The organism is Geminocystis sp. CENA526, from assembly GCF_050753365.1.
In the GTDB taxonomy this organism is placed as follows: domain Bacteria; phylum Cyanobacteriota; class Cyanobacteriia; order Cyanobacteriales; family Cyanobacteriaceae; genus Geminocystis.
Map to the genome: position 1 here is coordinate 44,237 of NZ_JBLZFY010000006.1, position 20,071 is coordinate 64,307.

Below are 20,071 nucleotides of genomic sequence, written 5' to 3' on the forward strand. Positions count from 1 at the left end.
GTTTCACTTTCGTTTAACCCAACCTACCTATTACTCCACCTTGAATTGCTCAACAGCAGACTGTAACTTTTGAGCTACTTGTGCTGTATTACGCATTGAGGCTGATACCTGTTGAGAGGATTTCAGTCTTTCTTCCGAATAACTAGCGATTTGTTGCATTAACTCCGTTACAAGAGTAGAAGTATCGGTTTGGGTTACGGTTGCCTGAGAAATAGAATACATTAGTTCGTTAATAGACTTCGATCGAGCCAACACATTTTCGAGGCGTTTTTTAGTCGCCTCCACTAAACGAGTACTATCAACTACTTGAGATGTACCAACTTCCATCGCTTGGGTTACTTCCTGAGTCTCTAACTGAATATTTGCCACAATTTTGGCAATTTCCTTTGTCGCCGTTGCGGATTGTTCCGCTAATGCTCCAACTTGTTCTGCTACAACCGTAAAACCTTGTCCTTGTTCTCCTGCTCTACTTGCCTCTACACTGGCATTAATAGCCAAAAGATTGGTTTTCAGAGCGATTTCTTCGATTAATGACACCACTTGAGAAATTTTCTGGGAGGATTCCCCTAAACGCTTCATTTTTTTAGCCGTTTCTCCCACAGTAGTTCTTAAGCTGACAATACTATTAACGGTATCATCCATAACTTTTGTTCCTTCTTGAGTTTCCTTAAACGCATCATCGGCTAAAGTTGCCGCTTGGTTAGCATTTTGAGTAACAATCTCGATGGATTTCGACATTTCCTGCACCGATTCAAGGGTAATATTGGTTGCTTCGGCTTCTTTAATTGCCTGTTGAGTTAATTCTTGGATAGATTCCTCATTAGTAGTTAAAGACGAGGTTACTTGGGTAGTGGATTTTTTTACCTCAATGGCAATGTGCCGTAAGTTATCGATAATAGCGTTAATTAAGTCAGCAACGGTACTCATTTCCATAGAATCTAAACTAGCTTTTACCGTCAAATCTCCGTCTAATGCGTCTTGCACTTCTTCTAAGAGAGTTAAAATTGCTCCTTGTAACGCCTCTTTCTGTTTTTGTCGATCTTGTGCTACAATAGTTTGTTCTTGAATTAAGTTATTGACTTGTTTGACAAGGTTATTAAAATTATCTCCTAAAGTATAGGTTTCTAACGTGCCTTGTAATTCTACCTGTATGCTTAAATCACCTTCGGCTACTTGTTTCGCTTTGTTGGTTAAATTAGTTAAAGGATTTGATAATTGACGGGCTAATAATACCACAACCACAGTGGCGATCGCAGCTAGGGCAACGGCAATTATAATCAAGTTAAGAGCTAATTCCTGCCCTGCTTTAGCGATTTCAGCTTTAGCAACGGAAGCTACTACTACCAGATCACTTTCTGGTACATTGAGAATATTATAAATTCGATCGCCCAATTCTAAAGACAAAATTAACTCATCGGTAACAGTATTAGTGATGTTGACGTTAGAAATGCCATTTTTCCCCTGTAACTTGGCAATAACCACTTCAGGTTCTTCTGGAGCATCGGTGACGGAACTTTGAAACAACCTTATAGCTTCAATTAAAGGCTCTCCCCCCCTCACATCTCCTAAAGCCGTAGCCTCATTGACGGTAAAAGTACTTAAAGCCTCCCCAGCACTAGCACTAATTACTTGCACTTCTTGAGATTCAGAAATTTTTACCTTCAAAGAGTCAAAAATACGCTCGTTTAAGTCTTCGATGGATTTAGTAACTTTAGTAATACCTAAGAAACTGGTAGAAACAGGGTCTTTGATCGATCGAATTAAAGTTACAAACGCTGTACCAGAAACCTCATCAAATTCAGGCTGAATCACTCTCCTATTTTCAAAAGAAACCTCCTCCCACCACCCAGAAGTATTTTCGACAATGTCTGTAGGATTATTACTGTAGGCGATACCGTTACCTTTTTCTTCAATTAAGATAATGTTGTTTAAGAGTTCTCTTTGTTCTAAAAATGTTAAATATTGATTAACGAGGGGATATTGTTGGGGTACTTTATTCGCTTTACTGTCTTCTGAAGCAGTTTTTAAGGCACTTGTCACATCTGGATTAATTTCTAATATATCAGTCACCCGAAAAATATCTTCCATAGATTGACGAGTAGCTTCCGCACCTAATCTTAGGGTTTGAATGGTATCAACTTCTAACCTCTCTTTTGCTTGGCGTTGAGTAAAATTAATGGCAACACTACTGGCGATGGCCAATGGTACAATAACGGTAGGTAAAACAGTAATTAATAGCTGAGTGCGTAAAGTGCAACGAGAGGATAAAGAAGGATTATCAGGGGAAAATTTTTGTTTTAAATCAGAGAATAAATCCCTAATAATTTTTTTCTTCATCAAAGAATGAGATAAACTTTGATTTTGAATTAAATTATCAGATGTTTGATTAAATATTGTCATGATAATTAATAGTAAATAGTTGATAATTGATAGTTAATAATTCATAATTGATAGTGAATAGTTCATTAAGTTTTAGGAGTGAGGGGATTACTTCTTTATCACTCGCAATGACATTTTCAATTTTCAATTCTCAATTCTCCATTCTCAATTCTCCATTATTTAGATTGTTTGATGTCGGCAAATAAAGTTGGTAAATCTAAAATTAATAATTGTTCTTCATCATCTTGAAAACTTCCTTTAAAATAAGTTTTTAACGACATCGGAAGCTCTTTTTGTGGTAATAAATCATAGATATTTTCATCAGTAAAAATTTCCTCCGAAATAACCCTTGTCACTCCTTGTATTTGATGTACTGCAATACCAATTAATAAATCTGAGGTGGATTCTTTTAAAACGATGACGTGATATTGTCTTAAATATGATGATAAAGGGGCTAAACCCATTAATTGCCCTAAGTCAAAAATACAAAATACGGCATTTCTTGAATTTGCTAAACCCATAACCGCCGTAGGCATTTGGGGAATTGGAGTAATTCGACTCCTTTGTATTAATAATGATTCTTGAATATTCGTCATGGGAATAAGGGCAGATAATTTATTGATTCCAAAACGAAGATAACGATCGCCCTTAATGACGGGTGTTTGAAATAATTGAGGTAACAGTTCTTGTAGTCGAGAAAGAGTTGAAACGCTAGACATATTATTACTTCCTAAAACCATAAAACAATTTATTCATGAATCGATCGAACAGCACTAATTAATTCTTCTTTGGAGCAAGGTTTGACTAAATAAGCCTTCACTCCTTGTTTTCTCGCCCAAAGTCGATCGACATCTTGATCTTTAGCCGTACAGGCAATCACTGGAATATCAGCAGTTTCAGGGTTTCTTCTTAATTGACGACACAAATCCAACCCTCCCATTTCTGGCATCATCCAATCGGTAATAATGGCATCAGGTTTACTTTCGGTAATTTTTGTTAGTGCTTCCTTACCATTAACAGCAGTAATGACAGAATAACCATTAGAGCTTAAATACTCAGTTATGAGGTCTAATTCTGATTTGAGGTCATCCACAACTAAAATCTGCATGATATACAATTCATTTTAAATTTAATTAAGATACATTGTAGCTTATTTTGTTTAACATTAGTAAAAATAGTAATCACTAAAATCTTTATTTAGTCAATGTTATTAAAAAAAATCTTATAAATTACATTTGAAAAATTTTATAAATGTATTGAAAACTTTTTTTGATTTATTTATAATTAGAAGGAAAATCAATAAATAGTAAAAAGTGATGCTTTCTAAATATATCCGCTTCATTGGTTTAGGATTAGCAGGATTAATGGTGGCGCTTTTATTTTCCTTTTCCGTTCAAGCGCAACAAGCCAAAACCATTACCTTTGTCTCTTATGCCGTAACTCAAAGTGCTTATTCAAAAATTATTCCTAAATTCATCGCTGATTGGAAAAAGAAAACAGGAGAAACCATCGTTTTTCGTCAAAGTTATGCAGGTTCAGGAAGTCAAACTAAAGCTATTATTAATGGCTTAGAAGCAGATATTACCGCTTTAGCCTTAGCAGGAGATACCAAAAAATTAGAAAATGCGGGATTAATTAAACCGGGCTGGGAAAAAAGAGCACCTAATGATGCCATCGTCACTAGATCAGTTATTACTTTTATTACCCGTGACAAAGGTGTTAAACCCACCAAATGGTCAGATTTAGCCAATGATAATGTGAAAGTAATTACTGCTAATCCTAAAACTTCAGGAGGTGCACAATGGAATTTCTTAGGTTTATGGGGCTCGGTAGCTCTCAATGGAGGCACAGAAGCTCAAGCACGAACTTTTGTGCAAAAAATTTATAGTAATATTCCTGTACCTCAACTACCGAAGGATGCTAGAGAAGCTAGTGACGTTTTCTATAAACGGGGTAGAGGTAACGTTTTATTAAACTATGAAAACGAAGCGATTTTAGCGAAGCAAAAAGGATCAAAAGTTCCCTATTATATACCCACTGATTATAATATGTCGATCGATAATCCTGTAGCATTAGTCGATAAAAACGTTGACAAACACGGGACAAGAAAAATAGCGGAAGCCTTTGTTCAATTTGTCTTTACTCCTGAGGCTCAACGAGAATTTGCCAAAGTTGGTTTTCGCCCCGTTAATGCCCAAGTCGTCAAGGAATTTTCTTCACAATATCCAGCAGTAAAAAAATTAGTCACCATTAAAGATTTTGGTGGTTGGGGCAACATTCAAACTAAATTTTTTGCCGATAAAGCAGTTTTTGATCAAATTACCGCTAAAGGATAGACTTGTATTCTAATTTATTTTGACAACAAGTAAAAATTATCTATAATTACCTCACACCCCTCACCATAAATAAACATCAAAAAATAGGAGATCATGAATCCATTAAAATATTTAAGAAAATTTATCGGTTTAATTTCGATCGCCATTGTTACCACGTTATTAATTATCTATCAAGGAGTAGGAGCTTGTGCTTCTGCATCTATCACTGATGATCCTACATTTACCAAAAAATGATCCAGCTCCCGATTTAATGGAAGCTAGTCCTGATGGTAAATATGTATTTGTAGCTTTACGGGGTGCAATTCCTGTATCTGTAGCACATTCTGGTCAAGGTAGTTGCCCCGGAGTTGGTGTCATCGAGGTTAAAGAAAATGGTGCATCTGGGCATTTAGTCTAGGTTTTACGCAGTTCTAATACTGAAGATAGTGCGATCGCCAAAATTGCAGGTGGTCATGATTATACTGGAAAAGAACATAGCGACTTACACGGCGTTGTCATTCGTAAGAAAGCGTAATTAAAAAGGTCGAATTGATAAAAGTTGTATCAATTTTTACTCATATAAAAAAATGCAACTTTTATTATATTAAAGATAAGATTTGTTCAAAAACTTGGGATACTTTTGTTTGAAATCTCTCTTTATGTTTAATTTTCAAAAAAGGTCGAATTATTTCTAATTCTTTATTCTTTTTGCGTCGATCGTCTATAATTTTAATCGCTTTAAAAGTACCTAATTTAATCTCTTTTTTTACCATTAATTCTGATATTCCAGCTACACATTGAGAATCTTCTAAAATAGCTTTAATCATTTCACCCGTATTCAAAATTAAAGTTGTTTTAAAATTTTTTGGATTAATTCCCCAATTAATTAAGGCTTCTTCTAATCGTTGTTGTGTTCCAGATCCTGATTCTCTCATAATCCAATCAGTACTGTATAAATCAGTTAATTTTACACTGTCTAATTTAAACCAAGGATGTTGTTTCCCTAAGATAATTAATAATCGATCGTGCCCGATTTCTTCTTGATATAAAGTATCTTCTAAACCCGATTTTAATTCCCCTTCAATTAAACCTAAATCGAATTTTCCGGCTTCAGTTCCTAAACAAATTTCTTCACTATTTGCTAAGGTACAATTAATATTAATTTGAGGATAATTACGCTGAAATTGACTAATTTTTTCGGGCAACCAATAATTACCAATAGTTAAACTAGAGCCTAATTTTAATTCCCCTCTTTGTAAATTACTTAATTCTTTTAATGCTCGTTCAGTTAATGTTACTTGGGCTAAAATTTTAGGTGCTTCTATACATAATAATTTCCCCGCTTCTGTGAGTTCAATTCTTCTACCTAAACGATGAAATAATTTAACCCCATATTCTAATTCTAAATTCTGAATAGCCGCACTAACGGCGGGTTGTGTAAGATATAAAGCATCGGCGGCACGAGTAAAATGTAAGTATTCGGCAACGGTTAAAAATACTCGTAACTGATCCAATGTCATTTGTGCCATAGTTTTTTATATCAAAAAATTTCGTAAAAAAAAAGGGATAAAATCCCTTCTCTTAATTGTTTATTTTTATAGTTAATTTTCCTCTCGCAAAGACGCAAAGATTAAAAAGGGTTTTGAGATGAAAATTTAAGCAAGGGAATTTACATAAATCCAGATTTGTAAAATTACTTATAGAGAAGTGGTGGGCAATGCCCACCCTACTAATATGATTTAATCAATGGGTGCATTAGGTGTTTGAGCATCTACATCTGCCTGAGTCACATTAGGAATAGTTAAAGTTGTGTCTGTAGGATCTACTACTTCTAGTAAAGCTGAAGGCACATCTAAAGATAATTCTCCTGTGTCTGGATTAGCATTAATGGTTAAATTTGCACCATCAAGAATTCTGACAACGGAGGGTTGTCCACTAGGAAGTTCTAAAGAAGCTACCTTAGCATCATTAGGAATATAAACTCCTTCGCAATCCCAGTTATCATCGGTTTCCTGTCCATTTCCTAGATAAAAAATACTGGTGGGAGTACCTTTTTTCGGGTTACGCGCATAAATGGCGAGATTTTTTCCTGTTTCGTTACGGCAAATACCCCAATCTTCTGAGGTTTCTAAAACGTATTTTTGAAACTCTAATCGACTAATCTCTTGAGTTAAAATTTCAGGTGTGTATTCTGTTTGTTGTGGATCAGCCTTGATAGTTAACAGAGCGTTGAGGTTTTCCACGATGACGGGATAATCGGGACTTTTTTTGGCGATTCTATCTGCTAAAGCAGGGGTAGCGATGAAAAGGGTTGCAATGCAAAGCAGACTGATTAGCCAATGTTTGACTTTTTTCATGGTATTCTCCTGATGAAAATAGACTCTATTTGATTTTTAGAGTGATTAAATATTAATTGTAATTGTTTTTTAAATATTTTTCAATTTTATTTTAAAGTAATTTTAGCATTGGAGATTCGATCGATCTTACCTTCTTGTTCAAAAATGGTGAGAAGACGAGTAACGGTAACTCTAGTTGTACCGAGAGTTTCAGCTATTTGTTGATGGGTTAAGCGTAGTTCTATAGAAATACCATTTTTGGTGGGCTGACCAAATTTATTACCAAGCCATTTTAATAATTCCATCAAGGCGGTGTTGACGGGGCGATATTGTTTAATATTAATTAATTCTTGTATTTCTCTTGTTTGATTAATAAGGGCTTGATTAACTTCTATCAGACGATCGAGAGACAGCGTAGATACTCTAACATCTGTAAGACATTCCATCTGTAAGTCAGATTTAGAGAGTAAAGGGGAAATAATGTCTCCTTGTGTCCATAAACCATAAACAACGATCGAATCATCTAACCAACTGTAAGTGCGTACTACTCCTGAGTTAATTTGCCAATAACAATCTCGACGCATAGGCAAAAAAGAACGTTTCTCATAGAAAGTTTGAGGAGAAGGCAATGGTTTTAAACCTGATAAGGGAATTAATTTTCGCAGTGCGTTAGTTGTCATCGTATTACACTTTTTTTTAATCTAGGACTTCCATTTTGCCACATTTTATTTTAAAATGTATCTAATTTCATTTTTATTATTTTTATGATTGCATTATTTTGAGTAAGATTTTTGCCCATGAATACTCAGAATATGCAATTGAACTTATTTAGTTATCAATTTTATTTATGAATAGAACAAAAAAAAGCGTTTGATTTTTATGAGTCATGGCTTCTAAAGTGGAGATAAGAAAAAAAATTCTTGATTTCTACAGAGGAAATAAATATGACTGATGTTGTGAGTGCTATGATTAAGGCGATCGCCACTTTTACTGTCACTAACTTAGATGACATTATGATTTTGACGTTATTTTTTGCTCAGGTGAATGTTTTATTTCGTCGTCGCCAAATTGTAATTGGTCAATATTTAGGGTTTCTCTTGTTGGTTTTAGCTAGTTTACCTGGATTTTTCGGCAATTTTTTGATTCCTACTCATCTTTTAAAGTATTTAGGCATTATTCCCGTGATTTTGGGGATTAGCTATTTGTTAAAAGAGGAAGAAGAAGAGAAAGAAGGGGAAGAAATAGTAATTAGGAAAGATAACTCAAATTGGTTAACCCGAATTTTGTCACCCCAAACTTATGGAGTAGCGGCAGTAACGATCGCCAACGGTAGTGATAATATTAGTGTGTATTTACCCTTATTTGCCAGTAGTACAGTACAAGGATTATTAATAACCTTAGTTATATTTTTATTATTAGTAGCAGTGTGGTGTTTTATCGCCTATAAATTAACTAATATAGGTTCGATCGAACAATTACTAAATAATTACGGTAACACTTTAGTACCTTGTGTTTTAATTGGTTTAGGAGTATATATAGTACAAGAAAATTTCTGGTTATCATCATTAGCACTTATTATCAGTTACTTATGGGCAGTCAATCTCGAACAAAATAGACTTTCTGAAGAAGAATAATTTATCTGCACTATGTTTTTTAGTAAACCAAGCAAAGAAACCTCCACTAATGCCAAAAAACTAAATCCTTCTCGTACCAGAGATCATTTAGCGAACGAACGTACTTATTTGGCGTGGATGCGTACCGCCGTTAGTTTAATGGGATTTGGAGTAGTAATATTAAGACTTCGTGCTTTTCATCCCCCCGAATTACCCCGCCCCGGTTTAGGGTGGAAAATGGGGTTAGTTTTTTCTTTAGTAGGTTTATTAACAGTTTTACTTTCCACTATGCAATATTTTGTTGTCCGGCGAGATATAGAAGAAGATACTTATGAACCACCCGATCGATGGGTAATTTTGTTCAGTCTGGCGATCGCCCTTTTAGGTTCAGGGATTATTTATTTTGTGTTTACTACCCCTGCTGATCCCAATGATATATTAATTATGTAAGATGTTGACTATTGAGCAAATCGGCACTCCAGCAGAAATTTATGATAATCCTGCGTCATCTTTTGTGATGAAATTCATCGGGGAACTAAATAATCATCATTCTAGTGACGAGGTTTTTGCGCGTCCCCATGAGTTAGATATATTATTAGAGGATGATGGTAGAGAATAAGGAATAGTGTTTATTCATCTTACAATAAATTGACAAAGAAATCAATAGCTTTAATCGGCAGACATCGATTATTATAAATACATTACTTTTTAATTCCTCATTCCTCATTCCTCATTCTTAATTCTCAATGGTTTCGTTACAACAATCACTAAAACAATATTTCGGTTATGATAGTTTTCGTGATGGACAAGAAGAAATTATAAACCAAGCCCTCCTCGATCGAGATTTATTAGTTATCATGCCTACAGGAGGAGGAAAATCTCTCTGCTTTCAACTTCCAGCGCTACTGAAAAAGGGAGTTTCGATCGTAGTATCTCCTCTTATATCCTTAATGCAAGATCAAGTCATGGCATTACAGGATAATGGCATTAATGCCACTTTTCTCAATAGTACCGTAAATTTTAACGAAATTCGTCAGCGAGAGGAAGATATTTTAGCAGGGAAAATCAAATTACTCTATCTTGCCCCAGAAAGATTAGTCAGTGAGAAATTTCAACAATTTTTACAGATTCTCGCCTCTACCGTCACTATATCCTTTTTTGCTATTGATGAAGCTCATTGTATCTCAGAATGGGGGCATGATTTTCGTCAAGAATACCGTCAACTGCGACAACTGCGGTTTCGCTTTCCCCATATCCCTATCATGGCTTTGACGGCTACTGCTACCACTAGAGTACAAAAAGATATAATTACTCAACTCAACCTCAAAACCCCTGCTATTCATCGTTTTAGCTTTAATCGTAGCAATCTTTATTATGAGGTGCAACCCCGTCAAAAACGCAACTATCAACAAGTTTTTAACCTCATTAACCGTTTAGAAGGCTCAGGTATTGTGTATTGTTTCTCTCGTAAAACAACTGAAGATTTAGCCTCTCGTCTCCATCAAGACGGCATCTCTGCTTTACCCTATCATGCTGGATTATCCGATGAGGTTCGATCGAAATATCAAAACAGTTTTATTCGAGATGATGTCAGGGTGATGGTAGCAACCCTCGCCTTTGGTATGGGTATAAACAAGCCAGACGTGAGATTTGTCATTCATCACGACTTACCTAGAAATATAGAAAGTTACTATCAAGAGTCAGGACGAGCAGGGCGAGATGGTGATCCAGCAAAGTGTATTTTATTATATAATCCTAGTGATGAGTATAAGATTCATTATTTTATTAAGCAAAAAGAGAATATTCAAGAGCAAAAAATCGCCTATCAACAACTAGAAAAAGTCTTAGAATATGCTCAAACAAATTATTGTCGGCGCATCGTACAATTAAGTTATTTTGGGGAAAGATTTAAGGGTGATTGTGACTGTTGTGATAACTGCTTAAATCCTAAAGATATTGAAGATTGGACAATAGAAGCACAAAAATTTTTATCCTGCATCGCGCGCACTCAAGAAAAGTTTGGTATTAAGCATATTATTGCGGTTTTAAAAGGTTCAAAAAGTGATAAAGTTTATAAATATGGACATCATTTATTATCCACTTATGGCATAGGTAAAGATAAAACAGTTCAAGAGTGGGAATACTTAGGAAAATCTCTGATTTATCAAGGGTTTTTGAATCAAAGTAATGATAGTTATAAAATCCTGAAATTAAACAAAGAAAGTTGGGAAATATTAAAGTCAAAAAAACAGGTAAAAATTGCTGTTGTTAATACCAACTCTAGTAAAATCATTGATAATTACCATCCTAAAGCCTTAGAAGTAGAACTTTTATTACAGAGATTAAAAAAATTACGCAAAAAATTAGCAGATCAAGAAAACATCGCACCCTATGTTATTTTTGGGGATTCAACTCTTAAAATAATGGCACAAATGCAACCCCAAAACTTAAAAAGTTTAGCTAAATTATCGGGAGTAACTGAATATAAAGTTAATAAATATGGCAATTATTTTATAGAAGAAATAGTCTATTTTTTAAACGAAGAAAACTTAACTGTTGCCTTACCTAGCAATACTCAAATGAAAACTTTACAGTTATATCAACAGGGTTTAACTATTCCTCAAATTGCTAAAGAAAGAAATTTTGCTGTCAGCACTATTATTACTCATCTCACAGAATTAATTGAACTTAATCAATCGATCGATATTGATAAATTCGTGTTATCAAAGAAAAAAGAGGTTATTCTTAAGACTATCAAAGAAATGGGAGAACAACCCTTAAAAATACTCAAAGAAAAGTTAGGAGATAATTATAGTTATGATGAAATTAAGTTAGTGAAAGCATGGTATCAAAAAATGAACAATCAAAATTAGGAAAATAAATTTCACTCCTCGTCTTCTAGTCTCCTAGTCTCCTAGTCTCCTAGTCTCATCTTCACCGATAATTTTATGTCAAACTCAAGCTATTATCATGTCATTTAATTTGTTTCTATATAACAATCTAAATGCGTTTGTGCTTAGAATAAGAATAGTGTATATTCAAAAAATTTATGTTGCGTCGTCTTTTGATTCTTTTCAGTTTGCTAATATCTTTGATATTCTTAAATACTGCTTTTATTCCTTCTGCCCAAGCCCTTGTACCTATTAAAATTACTGACATATCCTATAAAGAATGTCCTGCTGGAGTGGGTGAAGGAAGCGTCACCAGTGGCGGTAGCGCTTTACCTGCGACTTGTTATCTGATTACGGGAAAAACTAACAATACTTCTGGAAAAACTCTCTATGATGCCGATGTTTTTGGGAGAGTTTATGATGCGAATAATGAACCGGCTTTACAAAATCGTAGCCGATTAGGTGCATTAGCGGAAGTACCCCCTGGGGTGAGTGAGTTTGAGTTAAGAATCAGCGTACCATCTAATCAACCCACTCCTTTACAATTAAAACAATTTAAAGCCACTGGTTTTTCCAGTAAAGTCTATCCTACCTTCTAAACTACTCAAAGGATAAAACCCAAAATTCCGGGGATAAGCTGTAAAACAAAAATAGCTAGAATTGCAGAAAAATCAATACCTCCTAACGGGGGTATAATCGATCGAAAAATGTTAAGATATGGATCGGTAACGGGTGCTAAAAATGAGATGATATTACCAGCCCATTCTGTGGTTTGAAACCAACTTAATAAGATTCTGACGAAAATGAGAATTAAATATAATTGAATAAAATTAGTGACTGTACTAATAATTAAATAGGTAATGCCTTCCATACTCTACAATTTCTCCATAATAGTAATTATATTCTTTTCATCTTAACTGAATTTGGAAAAATTGTTCTTAGGGTTTTCCCTATTTTCAAATTATTGACGCTTACTATAATGAATCATAGGGAAATGGTTTACTCAAATCCAATAAATCTCTTAACTCATCAACAGTTATATTATTTTTTTTCGCAATGAATTGTAAATCACGATTTAATGATTCAAATAAATTATAGCGTTTATCAAAATAGTAAGGTACACCTATTTCTTAATAATAATGGGTTTTAGTCTGTTCTATGTACCTCATAAATATAAGAATTGCTATATTTAATTTTGCAGAATTTCTTTTTGTTATTTTCTTTTGTGCTTTTTTTTAAATAGTATTCTTTACTTTTAATTTTTGGATTTTCTAGTGTATTTATCTTGATTTATTATTGATATTTATAAAGTTTTCTAATCCTATTCCCAATTCCTTATTTTAAGCTAAACAAGTTGCTAAATCTCGATCGGGAGTGGTAATCGCTTGTAGATTATAAGTATCTGATAACAATTTAAACACATTGGGAGAGATAAAAGCAGGTAAAGTAGGACCTAAACGAATGTCTTTGATACCTAAATGGAGTAAAGTTAATAAAACCGCCACGGCTTTTTGTTCATACCATGAAATAATCATGGATAGGGGTAACTCATTCACTTCCACATTAAAGGCATTAGCTAATCCCAAGGCAATTTGAATGGCAGAATAAGCATCATTACATTGCCCTACATCCATTAAACGAGGTAAATCTCCTATTTGCCCTAAGTTTTTGTCAAAAAAGCGGAATTTTCCACAGGCAAGGGTTAAAACTACACAATCTTCGGGTACTTTTTCCACAAATTCAGTATAGTAAGTGCGCCCCGGTTTTGCACCATCACAACCTCCTACAAGGAAGAAATGGCGAATTTTGCCTTCTTTGACGGCATCAATGACTTTATCGGCGACTGTCATCACGGCATTATGGGCAAATCCTGTTAACACTTGACGATATTCGCTTTCTTCGGTAAACCCTTCTAAGGCTAAAGCTTTGTCGATTAACGGGGTATAGTCAGGGGTAACTTGATCTTCTGTACTAAAGGCATTAAGATTAGGATAGCCTACAGGTCCTACGGTAAATAGTTTATCTTCATAGTTATCATGGGGAGGCATTAAACAATTTGTGGTAACTGCGATCGAACCCGGAAATTTAGCGAAGTCTTTGGTTTGATTTTGCCATGCTGTGCCATAATGTCCATAAAGATGGGGATATTTTGCCTTTAACTTAGGATAACCGTGTGCTGGTAATAATTCTCCGTGGGTATAAACGATAATACCTTTATCTTTAGTTTGTTCTAAAATATGGGCTAGTTGTTTTATGTCATGCCCTGATACTAAAATGGCTTTACCTTTGATATGATTCAAGGGTACTGGGGTTGGAGTGGGATGTCCAAAACTGCTAGTATGTCCTAAATCTAACAATTCCATCGCCCTTAAATTCATTGCTCCCACTTTGAGCGCGATCGAAACCCATTCTGATAAACTTAAATCATTACGATCTAAATCTGTCAAAGTTTGTGCGATAAAATGATAAATCTCTGTATCTTCCTGCCCTAATTCGTAAGCATGGAATGTATAACTAGCTAAACCTTTTACGCCATAAAGTACTGTTAATTTTAAGGAAAAAATGTCCACATCACTGGCTTGACTTAAAAAATGTAGGTTCGCATTTTCTCCTTGTTCTGCTAAACTTTCATTAAAATCAGGTTCAAAGTTACTAATTTTTGACCATTCGATCGAACCTTGAGATAATTCTTGAATTTGGGTTTTCAGGCTTTCCCGTAAATCAAGACATTGATGTAAATAAGTTGTAAAGCGCTTAGGATTAAAATTAACATTCGTCATGGTAGCAAAAAGGGTTTCACAGATAAAGACATCCGCTTTATGAGTGGTTATACCTAATTGTCGAGCTTTGATAACCACTGGTGCTAAACCACGAAGACAATAAACCGTTAAATCTTGAATACTGTTGACTTCTGGACTTTTACCACAAGCCCCAAATTGATGACAACCATTACCACTAGCTGTTTGTTCGCATTGTTCACAAAACATAAGCTAAAATCTCCTTTAAATTCATGGATGAGGATTCAATAATTGCATCTTAGTTTGTCAAAAAAGCAATTCTATTCTTTTATCTTAGGGGGTAATTGTGGACTATAGGGCAAAATTTAACAATTATTTTAGACTTTTAACTTTACAAATAAACTTAATAAAATAATAATTAAAAGTGTATAAAAGTCAAGGTATCAAATAATAATTTTTATGACAAATTCTCCCTATTTAGTTTCCCCTTGTTTGACCAAAGAACAATTAGAATTAACAAAAACTGTCAAGTTGGGGGTAATGGCTTCGGGTAGTGGCAGTAATTTTGAAGCGATCGCTCAAGCTATAAATGAGGGAAGATTAAATGCTAAAATTGAGGTCTTAATTTATAATAATCCTAACGCTAAAGTAAAAGAAAGAGCCTCTCGATTAAATATTCCTTGTGTTTTACTTAACCATCGTCACTATAAAACGAGGGAAGCATTAGATCAAGCTATTGTGGAGGTATTTCGATCGAACCAAGTAGAATGGGTTGTTATGGCGGGATGGATGCGCATTATTACCCAAGAATTGTTAAACGCCTATCCCCAAAAAGTGATTAATATTCATCCTAGTATTTTACCTAGCTTCAAAGGTATTAACGCCGTAGAACAGGCTTTGGAGGCAAAAGTCAAGGTGACGGGATGCACAGTGCATTTAGTCGATTTGGAGGTGGATAGTGGTAAAATTTTAATTCAAGCGGTAGTGCCTATTTTACCTGATGATACCTCGGATACTCTGCACGATCGAATCCAAGTTCAAGAACATCGTATCATTGTGGAAGGGATTTCGATCGCAGTTCAAGAAAGTCTGGAGTAAACCTGCGTTCGATATAAGATGATGAAGATAAGAGAGGGGGAAGAGAGGGAAGAGGGGGAAGAGAGGGAAGAGGGGGAAGAAAATGTTTTAAAATTTTCATTAGACATCTCCAGAAAAGATTTTTTATTGTCTAGTAGTAAAGGCTTCAGCCCTCGTTTTACCAATTATTGGAGAAGTCTAATGCAAACTAACCTAATCTTTCCAGATAGTTAGTTGAACAGTGACAAGAATTAGAGCAATAATTAATAAAATACTTGTACTAGCGGCGGCATAACCAAAGTTGAATTGGCGAAAGGCTTGTTCATATATATAGTAGGATAAAATGTTGGTGGAGTTGGAAGGTCCTCCATTGGTTATGATATAAATTTGCTCGAACGATCGAAATGTGAAAATAGCGGTGGTTATGGTGGCAAATATTAGGGTTGGTTTTAAGGCGGGAAGGGTTATATACCAAAGTTTCGCCCAAAATTTTGCTCCGTCTAATTCGGCGGCTTCGTAACGATTTTGAGGAATCGCTTGTAATCCTGCTAAAAAGACGACTAGGTTAAAGCCAATTTGTCGCCATGTGCTGAAAAGAATAATTACTGGCATCGCCCAAAAGGTACTGTTTAACCATGATATGGGAGTAATATTTAATGATAACAATAGTTGGTTAACAGGTCCGTTGTTTTGAAATAACCAACGAAATCCTAAGCCCATAGCGACTAAGGATGTGATACTGGGAATAAAATAGGCGGTGCGAAAAAATCCTTTGAGAATTATTTGTTGGTTGAGGATTATACTTAATAGTAATGGGATAATGATACTGGGAATGATAGTTACGATCGAAAAATAAAAGGTATTAAAGATTATCTGTCGGAAGTCTGGATCGATTAGAAGTTTTTTATAATTCAACGAACCTACCCATTTTTGAGAGATTAAATTACCATCGGTAAAGCTAAGATAAATCAGATAAAGAATGGGAAAGAAAAGGAAGATAGTTAGTAATATAAGGGCGGGTGTCAGAAAAATCCATGCTATAAGATTGGGTTGTTTGAACATTTTTAAATTGTGGTACTTATTTCTTGGAAACACGGGCAAGATGCCCGTTTTACATAGTATGATACTTATTTCTTGGAGACACGGGCAAGATGCCCGTTTTACATAGTATGATATTTGTTAGGCAAATTAAGGTTTTGGAGATTGCTTCGTGCCTCGCAATGACAAATCACATTTGCAATAGAGAAAAATCAATGATTTGATGAGCTAGGGAGAGTTTTGTTGTTAGTTTTATTATATTCATGTTTCCAGTTCGATCGAGCCATACTGCTTCATTAGTATCTGTGGCAAAACCTGCGTTATCTTTATCAATGGGATTGGCAACTATGGCATCTAAGTTTTTGCGTTGCAGTTTTTCTTTAGCAGGGGTGATAATATCTCCTGTTTGCGCGGCAAATCCGATTAATTTCTGATGAGGTTGTTTTATTTCCCCTAATTTAGCCACAATATCATTAACTTGCTGTAAGGGAAGGCTGGAGGGAAGGGTATTTTTACTTAATTTTTCAGGGGCGTAATGAAGGGGTTTAACATCGGCAACGGCGGCTGACATATAGGTTATATCCGCTTGGGAAAAGTTACTTATCATGGCTGTTTCCATTTCTTGCGCTGTGGTAACGGAAATAATGGGCATGGGAGGCAATAGTTTTAATAAGTCAGGGTGAATATTACCTGCAACGAAAGTAACGTTTCCGCCTCGATAATAACAAGCGTTGGCTAAGGCTATGCCCATTTTACCAGTAGCAGGATTGCCGATAAAGCGCACAGGATCAAAATATTCTCTGGTGTTACCGCCACTAATTAAGATATTTTTGCCCACTAAATCTCGTTTTCCTTGACTATATATAATAGATTTGATCGAACTGATAATTTCTTTTGCTTCTGCCATTCTGCCTTTACCAACTCGATCGCACGCCAATAAACCCGTGTTAGTATGTAAAAGATGATAACGACTATCTTGAGCTAACTTTTGCCAATTATCCTGTACAGATTTTTGTAACCACATTTCGGTATTCATGGCAGGAGCGACTATAATAGGGCAAATAGAAGCTAATACCGTATTAGTCAGTAAATTATCTGCTAAACCATGCACTAATTTCCCTAAAGTATTGGCGGTTAAGGGTGCAATGAGGATTAAATCTGCCCATTCTCCTAAAGTAATATGTAACGGGCGAGAATAGACGGGTTGCCAAAAATCTCGATCGAGATAGGCTGGTTTTCGAGCTAAAGTAGAAAAAGTTAAGGGTGTCACAAATTTTTGAGCAGATTCTGTCAAAATAACCTCTAAATTTGCCCCTTGTTGAAATAAATGGGAGACGACTTCACACACTTTATAAGCGGCGATACCTCCTCCCACGCAAACTAAAATATTCTTTTGAGTTAAAGAATGATTATGATTCGTCATAAGCCTCAATGTCTAAAAGATAAAAATAAGGCTCGACTAAATCTTCTCGATGAAAGGCGATGGCGCGTAGTAAATGCCAATCTTGTAAACCCTCAAAGGGTGTTTTATAATCATCAAGCTCAAGTCTAGCCGCAATTTCGGCTACTTCATCAGCAGTGATGTTGGAATAGTCTTCTTCTTTTAAAGTTAAAGTTGTCATAGCTTTACCTTCCTCCCCCTAAATAGGAGATAGTTATTTTTACCCCTCTTTGTATTTTAACCACTTTTGCTCTGTTAACAATGAATCCTTAACAATAAGTAATTAATTAGTATTTGGTGAATCACTCAGAAAACTATTAAAATCAAAGGGTTTAGGCACATTAAGATAACTGGAAAACTATTATCTATTACCCATTACCTATTACTTATTACCAAACTTCACCACAAGACTTTTTCAGCAGACTCTAATTAAACGACTACGCAAGGTATCAAATCCTAAACGTTGGGTAGCACAAATAAAGACTGCTTGGGGATAATTCTTCTTCGCAGTTTCTAAATGTTCACTATCGGCTCGATCGATCTTATTAAATGCGATTAATTCTATAGTAGGAGCTAAAGGCATATCTGCTAAAATTGTTTTCACCGATTTGATATGACTTTCCCAAGCAGGATGAGATAAATCCACCACATGAAGTATGGCATCCGCTTCTGTGACTTCTTCTAAAGTGGCACGAAAGGAATCCATTAAGGAAGGAGGCAATTCATGGATAAAACCTACGGTATCCGTTAATAAAATCGTGCGAGATTCTCCGGTATTTTTGTCCACAATAGTTAGTCGTCTCGTGGTAGGGTCTAAGGTTGCAAATAGTTGATCTGCTGTATAAACTTGGGAATTAGTTAAGGCGTTAATTAGGGTGGATTTTCCTGCATTGGTATAACCAACTATAGCGACAGAGGGGATTTCCTGTTGTTGTCTTTGCTGTCGCAGTCTCGATCGATGACTTTGTAACTGATTCACTTCTTGCTGTAATCGAGTAATGCGTTTTTGGATAGCACGTCTTTCTGTTTCTAGTTTAGTCTCTCCGGGGCCTCTTGTACCAATACCGCCCCCTAATCTTGACATGGCTAAACCTCTACCAGTTAGACGGGGTAACATATATTCTAATTGGGCTAATTCTACTTGTAATTTTCCAGCACCTGATTGCGCTCTTTGGGCAAATATATCTAAAATTACTTCAGTTCGATCGACTACTCTCACACCAAATTGTAACTCTAAATTGCGCACTTGAGCTGGTGATAAATCTCGATCGAATGCTACTAAATTAGCGCCTAGAGTTTGCACTTGTAAAGCAATTTCTTCCACTTTTCCTGCACCCACCAAAGTTTGAGGATGAGGATTCGCCCTTTTTTGCTCAATGGTAGCTAATACCTTTCCCCCTGCACTATCCACCAATAAGGCTAATTCTTGTAAACTATCTTGAAACTTTTGTTCTGTCATGCCCGAAGTCATTAAACCCACTAACAATACCCTATCTTGTTGAGAAGATACATCTTGGGCGATAAATTCTCGACTAAATTCCCTTTCTAAACTATCGACTAAATCCAGAAAATCTTGCTCGGCAATATCTTCAATATTTTGTGGTGCTGAAACATCCCAGTAGGAGTCATCCTCAGAAACAGGCAATAAATGGGCTAAATAAGCGTCTTCAATAAAACCCGTCGCCCCCCCTCCTTTACGAATTATCCCCCTTCCTGTGAGGGTAAACATCACTAGAGCGTCTAATCGTTGCCTTGCCATTGCCGTTAAACAAGCCTCGCTTGGTGGTACAGATTTTAAAGAAGTAGCTAAACAACGAATCCCCGATAACCTTTCCGCACCGTAACGGGGTAATTCCAAGGGCGGAATTTGAGTTTGACGGGGAGTACCTACCCCCACCCGAATCACTTGCCCACGGCGGTTTAAATACACACACACGGGCTGTTTGAGTTCGGTACTTATCGCTGAAACTCTCTCCGCTAACTCGATGGTGGTGATTCGATCGATGGGAATACGTTGATGATATAGTTTTTGTAATTGTTTAAGTTGACTAGGTTTTAAACCTTGAAGATTACCGTAAATATTTTCAGTTGTCATTCATCAGAAAAGTTTGAGATGTCAGATTGATAGAAAGTGAACTCATCGATCTATACTTTACTACTTTTAGGTAATTTTTCTTAAGTTTACCTATTATGAGCTTTTCTTCATAAAGATAAGTTGATGTTAGTTTGCTTCAAAAAGGGCA

At 35.6% G+C, this 20,071-nt stretch carries 20 protein-coding genes and 1 pseudogene; 9 read left to right on the forward strand and 12 right to left on the reverse strand.

Annotation, left to right across the window (positions count from 1 at the left end):
• Positions 1–30: 30 nt before the first annotated feature.
• The 3 genes from ACN4EE_RS03380 to ACN4EE_RS03390 form a co-directional block, all read right to left on the reverse strand.
• A complete protein-coding gene (locus ACN4EE_RS03380; RefSeq protein WP_431704987.1) occupies positions 31–2,400 on the reverse strand; it encodes a methyl-accepting chemotaxis protein in 2,370 nt (789 codons plus the stop codon).
• A 155-nt stretch (positions 2,401–2,555) separates the two neighbouring features.
• Positions 2,556–3,098: a chemotaxis protein CheW gene (locus tag ACN4EE_RS03385; RefSeq protein WP_431704988.1), complete on the reverse strand. Its 543-nt coding sequence runs from the start codon at positions 3,096–3,098 to the stop codon at positions 2,556–2,558.
• A 29-nt stretch (positions 3,099–3,127) separates the two neighbouring features.
• Entirely contained in the window at positions 3,128–3,490 is a 363-nt protein-coding gene (locus tag ACN4EE_RS03390; RefSeq protein ID WP_431705022.1) for a response regulator transcription factor, read from the reverse strand.
• Positions 3,491–3,743: 253 nt separating this feature from the next.
• Between ACN4EE_RS03390 and ACN4EE_RS03395 the strand changes: the two genes are divergently transcribed.
• The 3 genes from ACN4EE_RS03395 (at position 3,744) to ACN4EE_RS03405 (ending at position 5,112) form a co-directional block, all read left to right on the forward strand.
• Positions 3,744–4,715: a sulfate ABC transporter substrate-binding protein gene (locus ACN4EE_RS03395; RefSeq protein WP_431705023.1), complete on the forward strand. Its 972-nt coding sequence runs from the start codon at positions 3,744–3,746 to the stop codon at positions 4,713–4,715.
• A 93-nt stretch (positions 4,716–4,808) separates the two neighbouring features.
• A complete protein-coding gene (locus tag ACN4EE_RS03400) occupies positions 4,809–4,949 on the forward strand; it encodes a hypothetical protein (RefSeq protein WP_431704989.1) in 141 nt (46 codons plus the stop codon).
• Entirely contained in the window at positions 4,924–5,112 is a 189-nt protein-coding gene (locus ACN4EE_RS03405) for a hypothetical protein (protein ID WP_431704990.1), read from the forward strand. Before ACN4EE_RS03400 ends, ACN4EE_RS03405 begins: the two co-directional genes overlap by 26 nt.
• Before the next feature lie 181 nt (positions 5,113–5,293).
• On the opposite strand, the gene ACN4EE_RS03410 is transcribed toward ACN4EE_RS03405, so the two are convergent.
• The 3 genes from ACN4EE_RS03410 to ACN4EE_RS03420 all read right to left on the reverse strand — a co-directional run bounded on the left by ACN4EE_RS03410 (position 5,294) and on the right by ACN4EE_RS03420 (position 7,710).
• Positions 5,294–6,223: a LysR substrate-binding domain-containing protein gene (locus ACN4EE_RS03410; protein ID WP_431704991.1), complete on the reverse strand. Its 930-nt coding sequence runs from the start codon at positions 6,221–6,223 to the stop codon at positions 5,294–5,296.
• Between the two features lie 210 nt (positions 6,224–6,433).
• Positions 6,434–7,051, reverse strand: coding sequence for a hypothetical protein (locus tag ACN4EE_RS03415; protein ID WP_431704992.1), 618 nt, complete (start codon positions 7,049–7,051; stop codon positions 6,434–6,436).
• Positions 7,052–7,137: 86 nt separating this feature from the next.
• Complete coding sequence (locus ACN4EE_RS03420) at positions 7,138–7,710, reverse strand: Crp/Fnr family transcriptional regulator (RefSeq protein ID WP_431704993.1); 573 nt, start codon at positions 7,708–7,710, stop codon at positions 7,138–7,140.
• 264 nt (positions 7,711–7,974) lie between these two features.
• Here ACN4EE_RS03420 and ACN4EE_RS03425 point away from each other — a divergent pair, with 264 nt between their 5' ends.
• The 5 genes and pseudogenes from ACN4EE_RS03425 to ACN4EE_RS03445 all read left to right on the forward strand — a co-directional run bounded on the left by ACN4EE_RS03425 (position 7,975) and on the right by ACN4EE_RS03445 (position 12,133).
• The gene (locus ACN4EE_RS03425; protein ID WP_431704994.1) at positions 7,975–8,664 is read left to right on the forward strand and encodes a cadmium resistance transporter; all 690 of its coding nucleotides are present in this window, start codon (positions 7,975–7,977) and stop codon (positions 8,662–8,664) included.
• Positions 8,665–8,676: 12 nt separating this feature from the next.
• Entirely contained in the window at positions 8,677–9,093 is a 417-nt protein-coding gene (locus ACN4EE_RS03430; protein WP_431704995.1) for a YidH family protein, read from the forward strand.
• A gap of 10 nt (positions 9,094–9,103) precedes the next feature.
• Positions 9,104–9,253: pseudogene (locus tag ACN4EE_RS03435) on the forward strand (sulfate ABC transporter ATP-binding protein); the annotation flags it as partial.
• A gap of 136 nt (positions 9,254–9,389) precedes the next feature.
• Positions 9,390–11,516 (forward strand): DNA helicase RecQ, encoded by a 2,127-nt coding sequence (recQ, locus tag ACN4EE_RS03440; protein WP_431704996.1) that lies wholly within the window; start codon positions 9,390–9,392, stop codon positions 11,514–11,516.
• Between the two features lie 176 nt (positions 11,517–11,692).
• Positions 11,693–12,133: a hypothetical protein gene (locus tag ACN4EE_RS03445; RefSeq protein WP_431704997.1), complete on the forward strand. Its 441-nt coding sequence runs from the start codon at positions 11,693–11,695 to the stop codon at positions 12,131–12,133.
• A gap of 5 nt (positions 12,134–12,138) precedes the next feature.
• Here ACN4EE_RS03445 and ACN4EE_RS03450 read toward each other — a convergent pair whose 3' ends face one another.
• Positions 12,139–12,405 (reverse strand): YggT family protein, encoded by a 267-nt coding sequence (locus ACN4EE_RS03450; RefSeq protein WP_431704998.1) that lies wholly within the window; start codon positions 12,403–12,405, stop codon positions 12,139–12,141.
• 469 nt (positions 12,406–12,874) lie between these two features.
• A complete protein-coding gene (gene hcp / locus ACN4EE_RS03455; protein ID WP_431704999.1) occupies positions 12,875–14,521 on the reverse strand; it encodes a hydroxylamine reductase in 1,647 nt (548 codons plus the stop codon).
• A gap of 210 nt (positions 14,522–14,731) precedes the next feature.
• On the opposite strand from hcp, the gene purN reads away from it, so the two are divergent.
• Positions 14,732–15,370 carry a phosphoribosylglycinamide formyltransferase gene (gene purN / locus ACN4EE_RS03460; RefSeq protein ID WP_431705000.1) on the forward strand — a complete coding sequence of 213 codons (639 nt, stop codon included), beginning with the start codon at positions 14,732–14,734 and terminating at the stop codon, positions 15,368–15,370.
• Between the two features lie 192 nt (positions 15,371–15,562).
• On the opposite strand, the gene ACN4EE_RS03465 is transcribed toward purN, so the two are convergent.
• The 4 genes from ACN4EE_RS03465 to hflX all read right to left on the reverse strand — a co-directional run bounded on the left by ACN4EE_RS03465 (position 15,563) and on the right by hflX (position 19,923).
• Complete coding sequence (locus ACN4EE_RS03465; protein WP_431705001.1) at positions 15,563–16,411, reverse strand: carbohydrate ABC transporter permease; 849 nt, start codon at positions 16,409–16,411, stop codon at positions 15,563–15,565.
• 166 nt (positions 16,412–16,577) lie between these two features.
• Positions 16,578–17,810 carry a bifunctional phosphopantothenoylcysteine decarboxylase/phosphopantothenate--cysteine ligase CoaBC gene (coaBC, locus tag ACN4EE_RS03470; RefSeq protein WP_431705002.1) on the reverse strand — a complete coding sequence of 411 codons (1,233 nt, stop codon included), beginning with the start codon at positions 17,808–17,810 and terminating at the stop codon, positions 16,578–16,580.
• On the reverse strand, positions 17,797–18,009 hold the full coding sequence (gene isiD, locus ACN4EE_RS03475; protein ID WP_431705003.1) for a protein IsiD: 213 nt from the start codon (positions 18,007–18,009) through the stop codon (positions 17,797–17,799). Before isiD ends, coaBC begins: the two co-directional genes overlap by 14 nt.
• Positions 18,010–18,243: 234 nt before the next feature.
• Entirely contained in the window at positions 18,244–19,923 is a 1,680-nt protein-coding gene (hflX, locus tag ACN4EE_RS03480; protein ID WP_431705004.1) for a GTPase HflX, read from the reverse strand.
• Between the last annotated feature and the right edge of the window lie 148 nt (positions 19,924–20,071).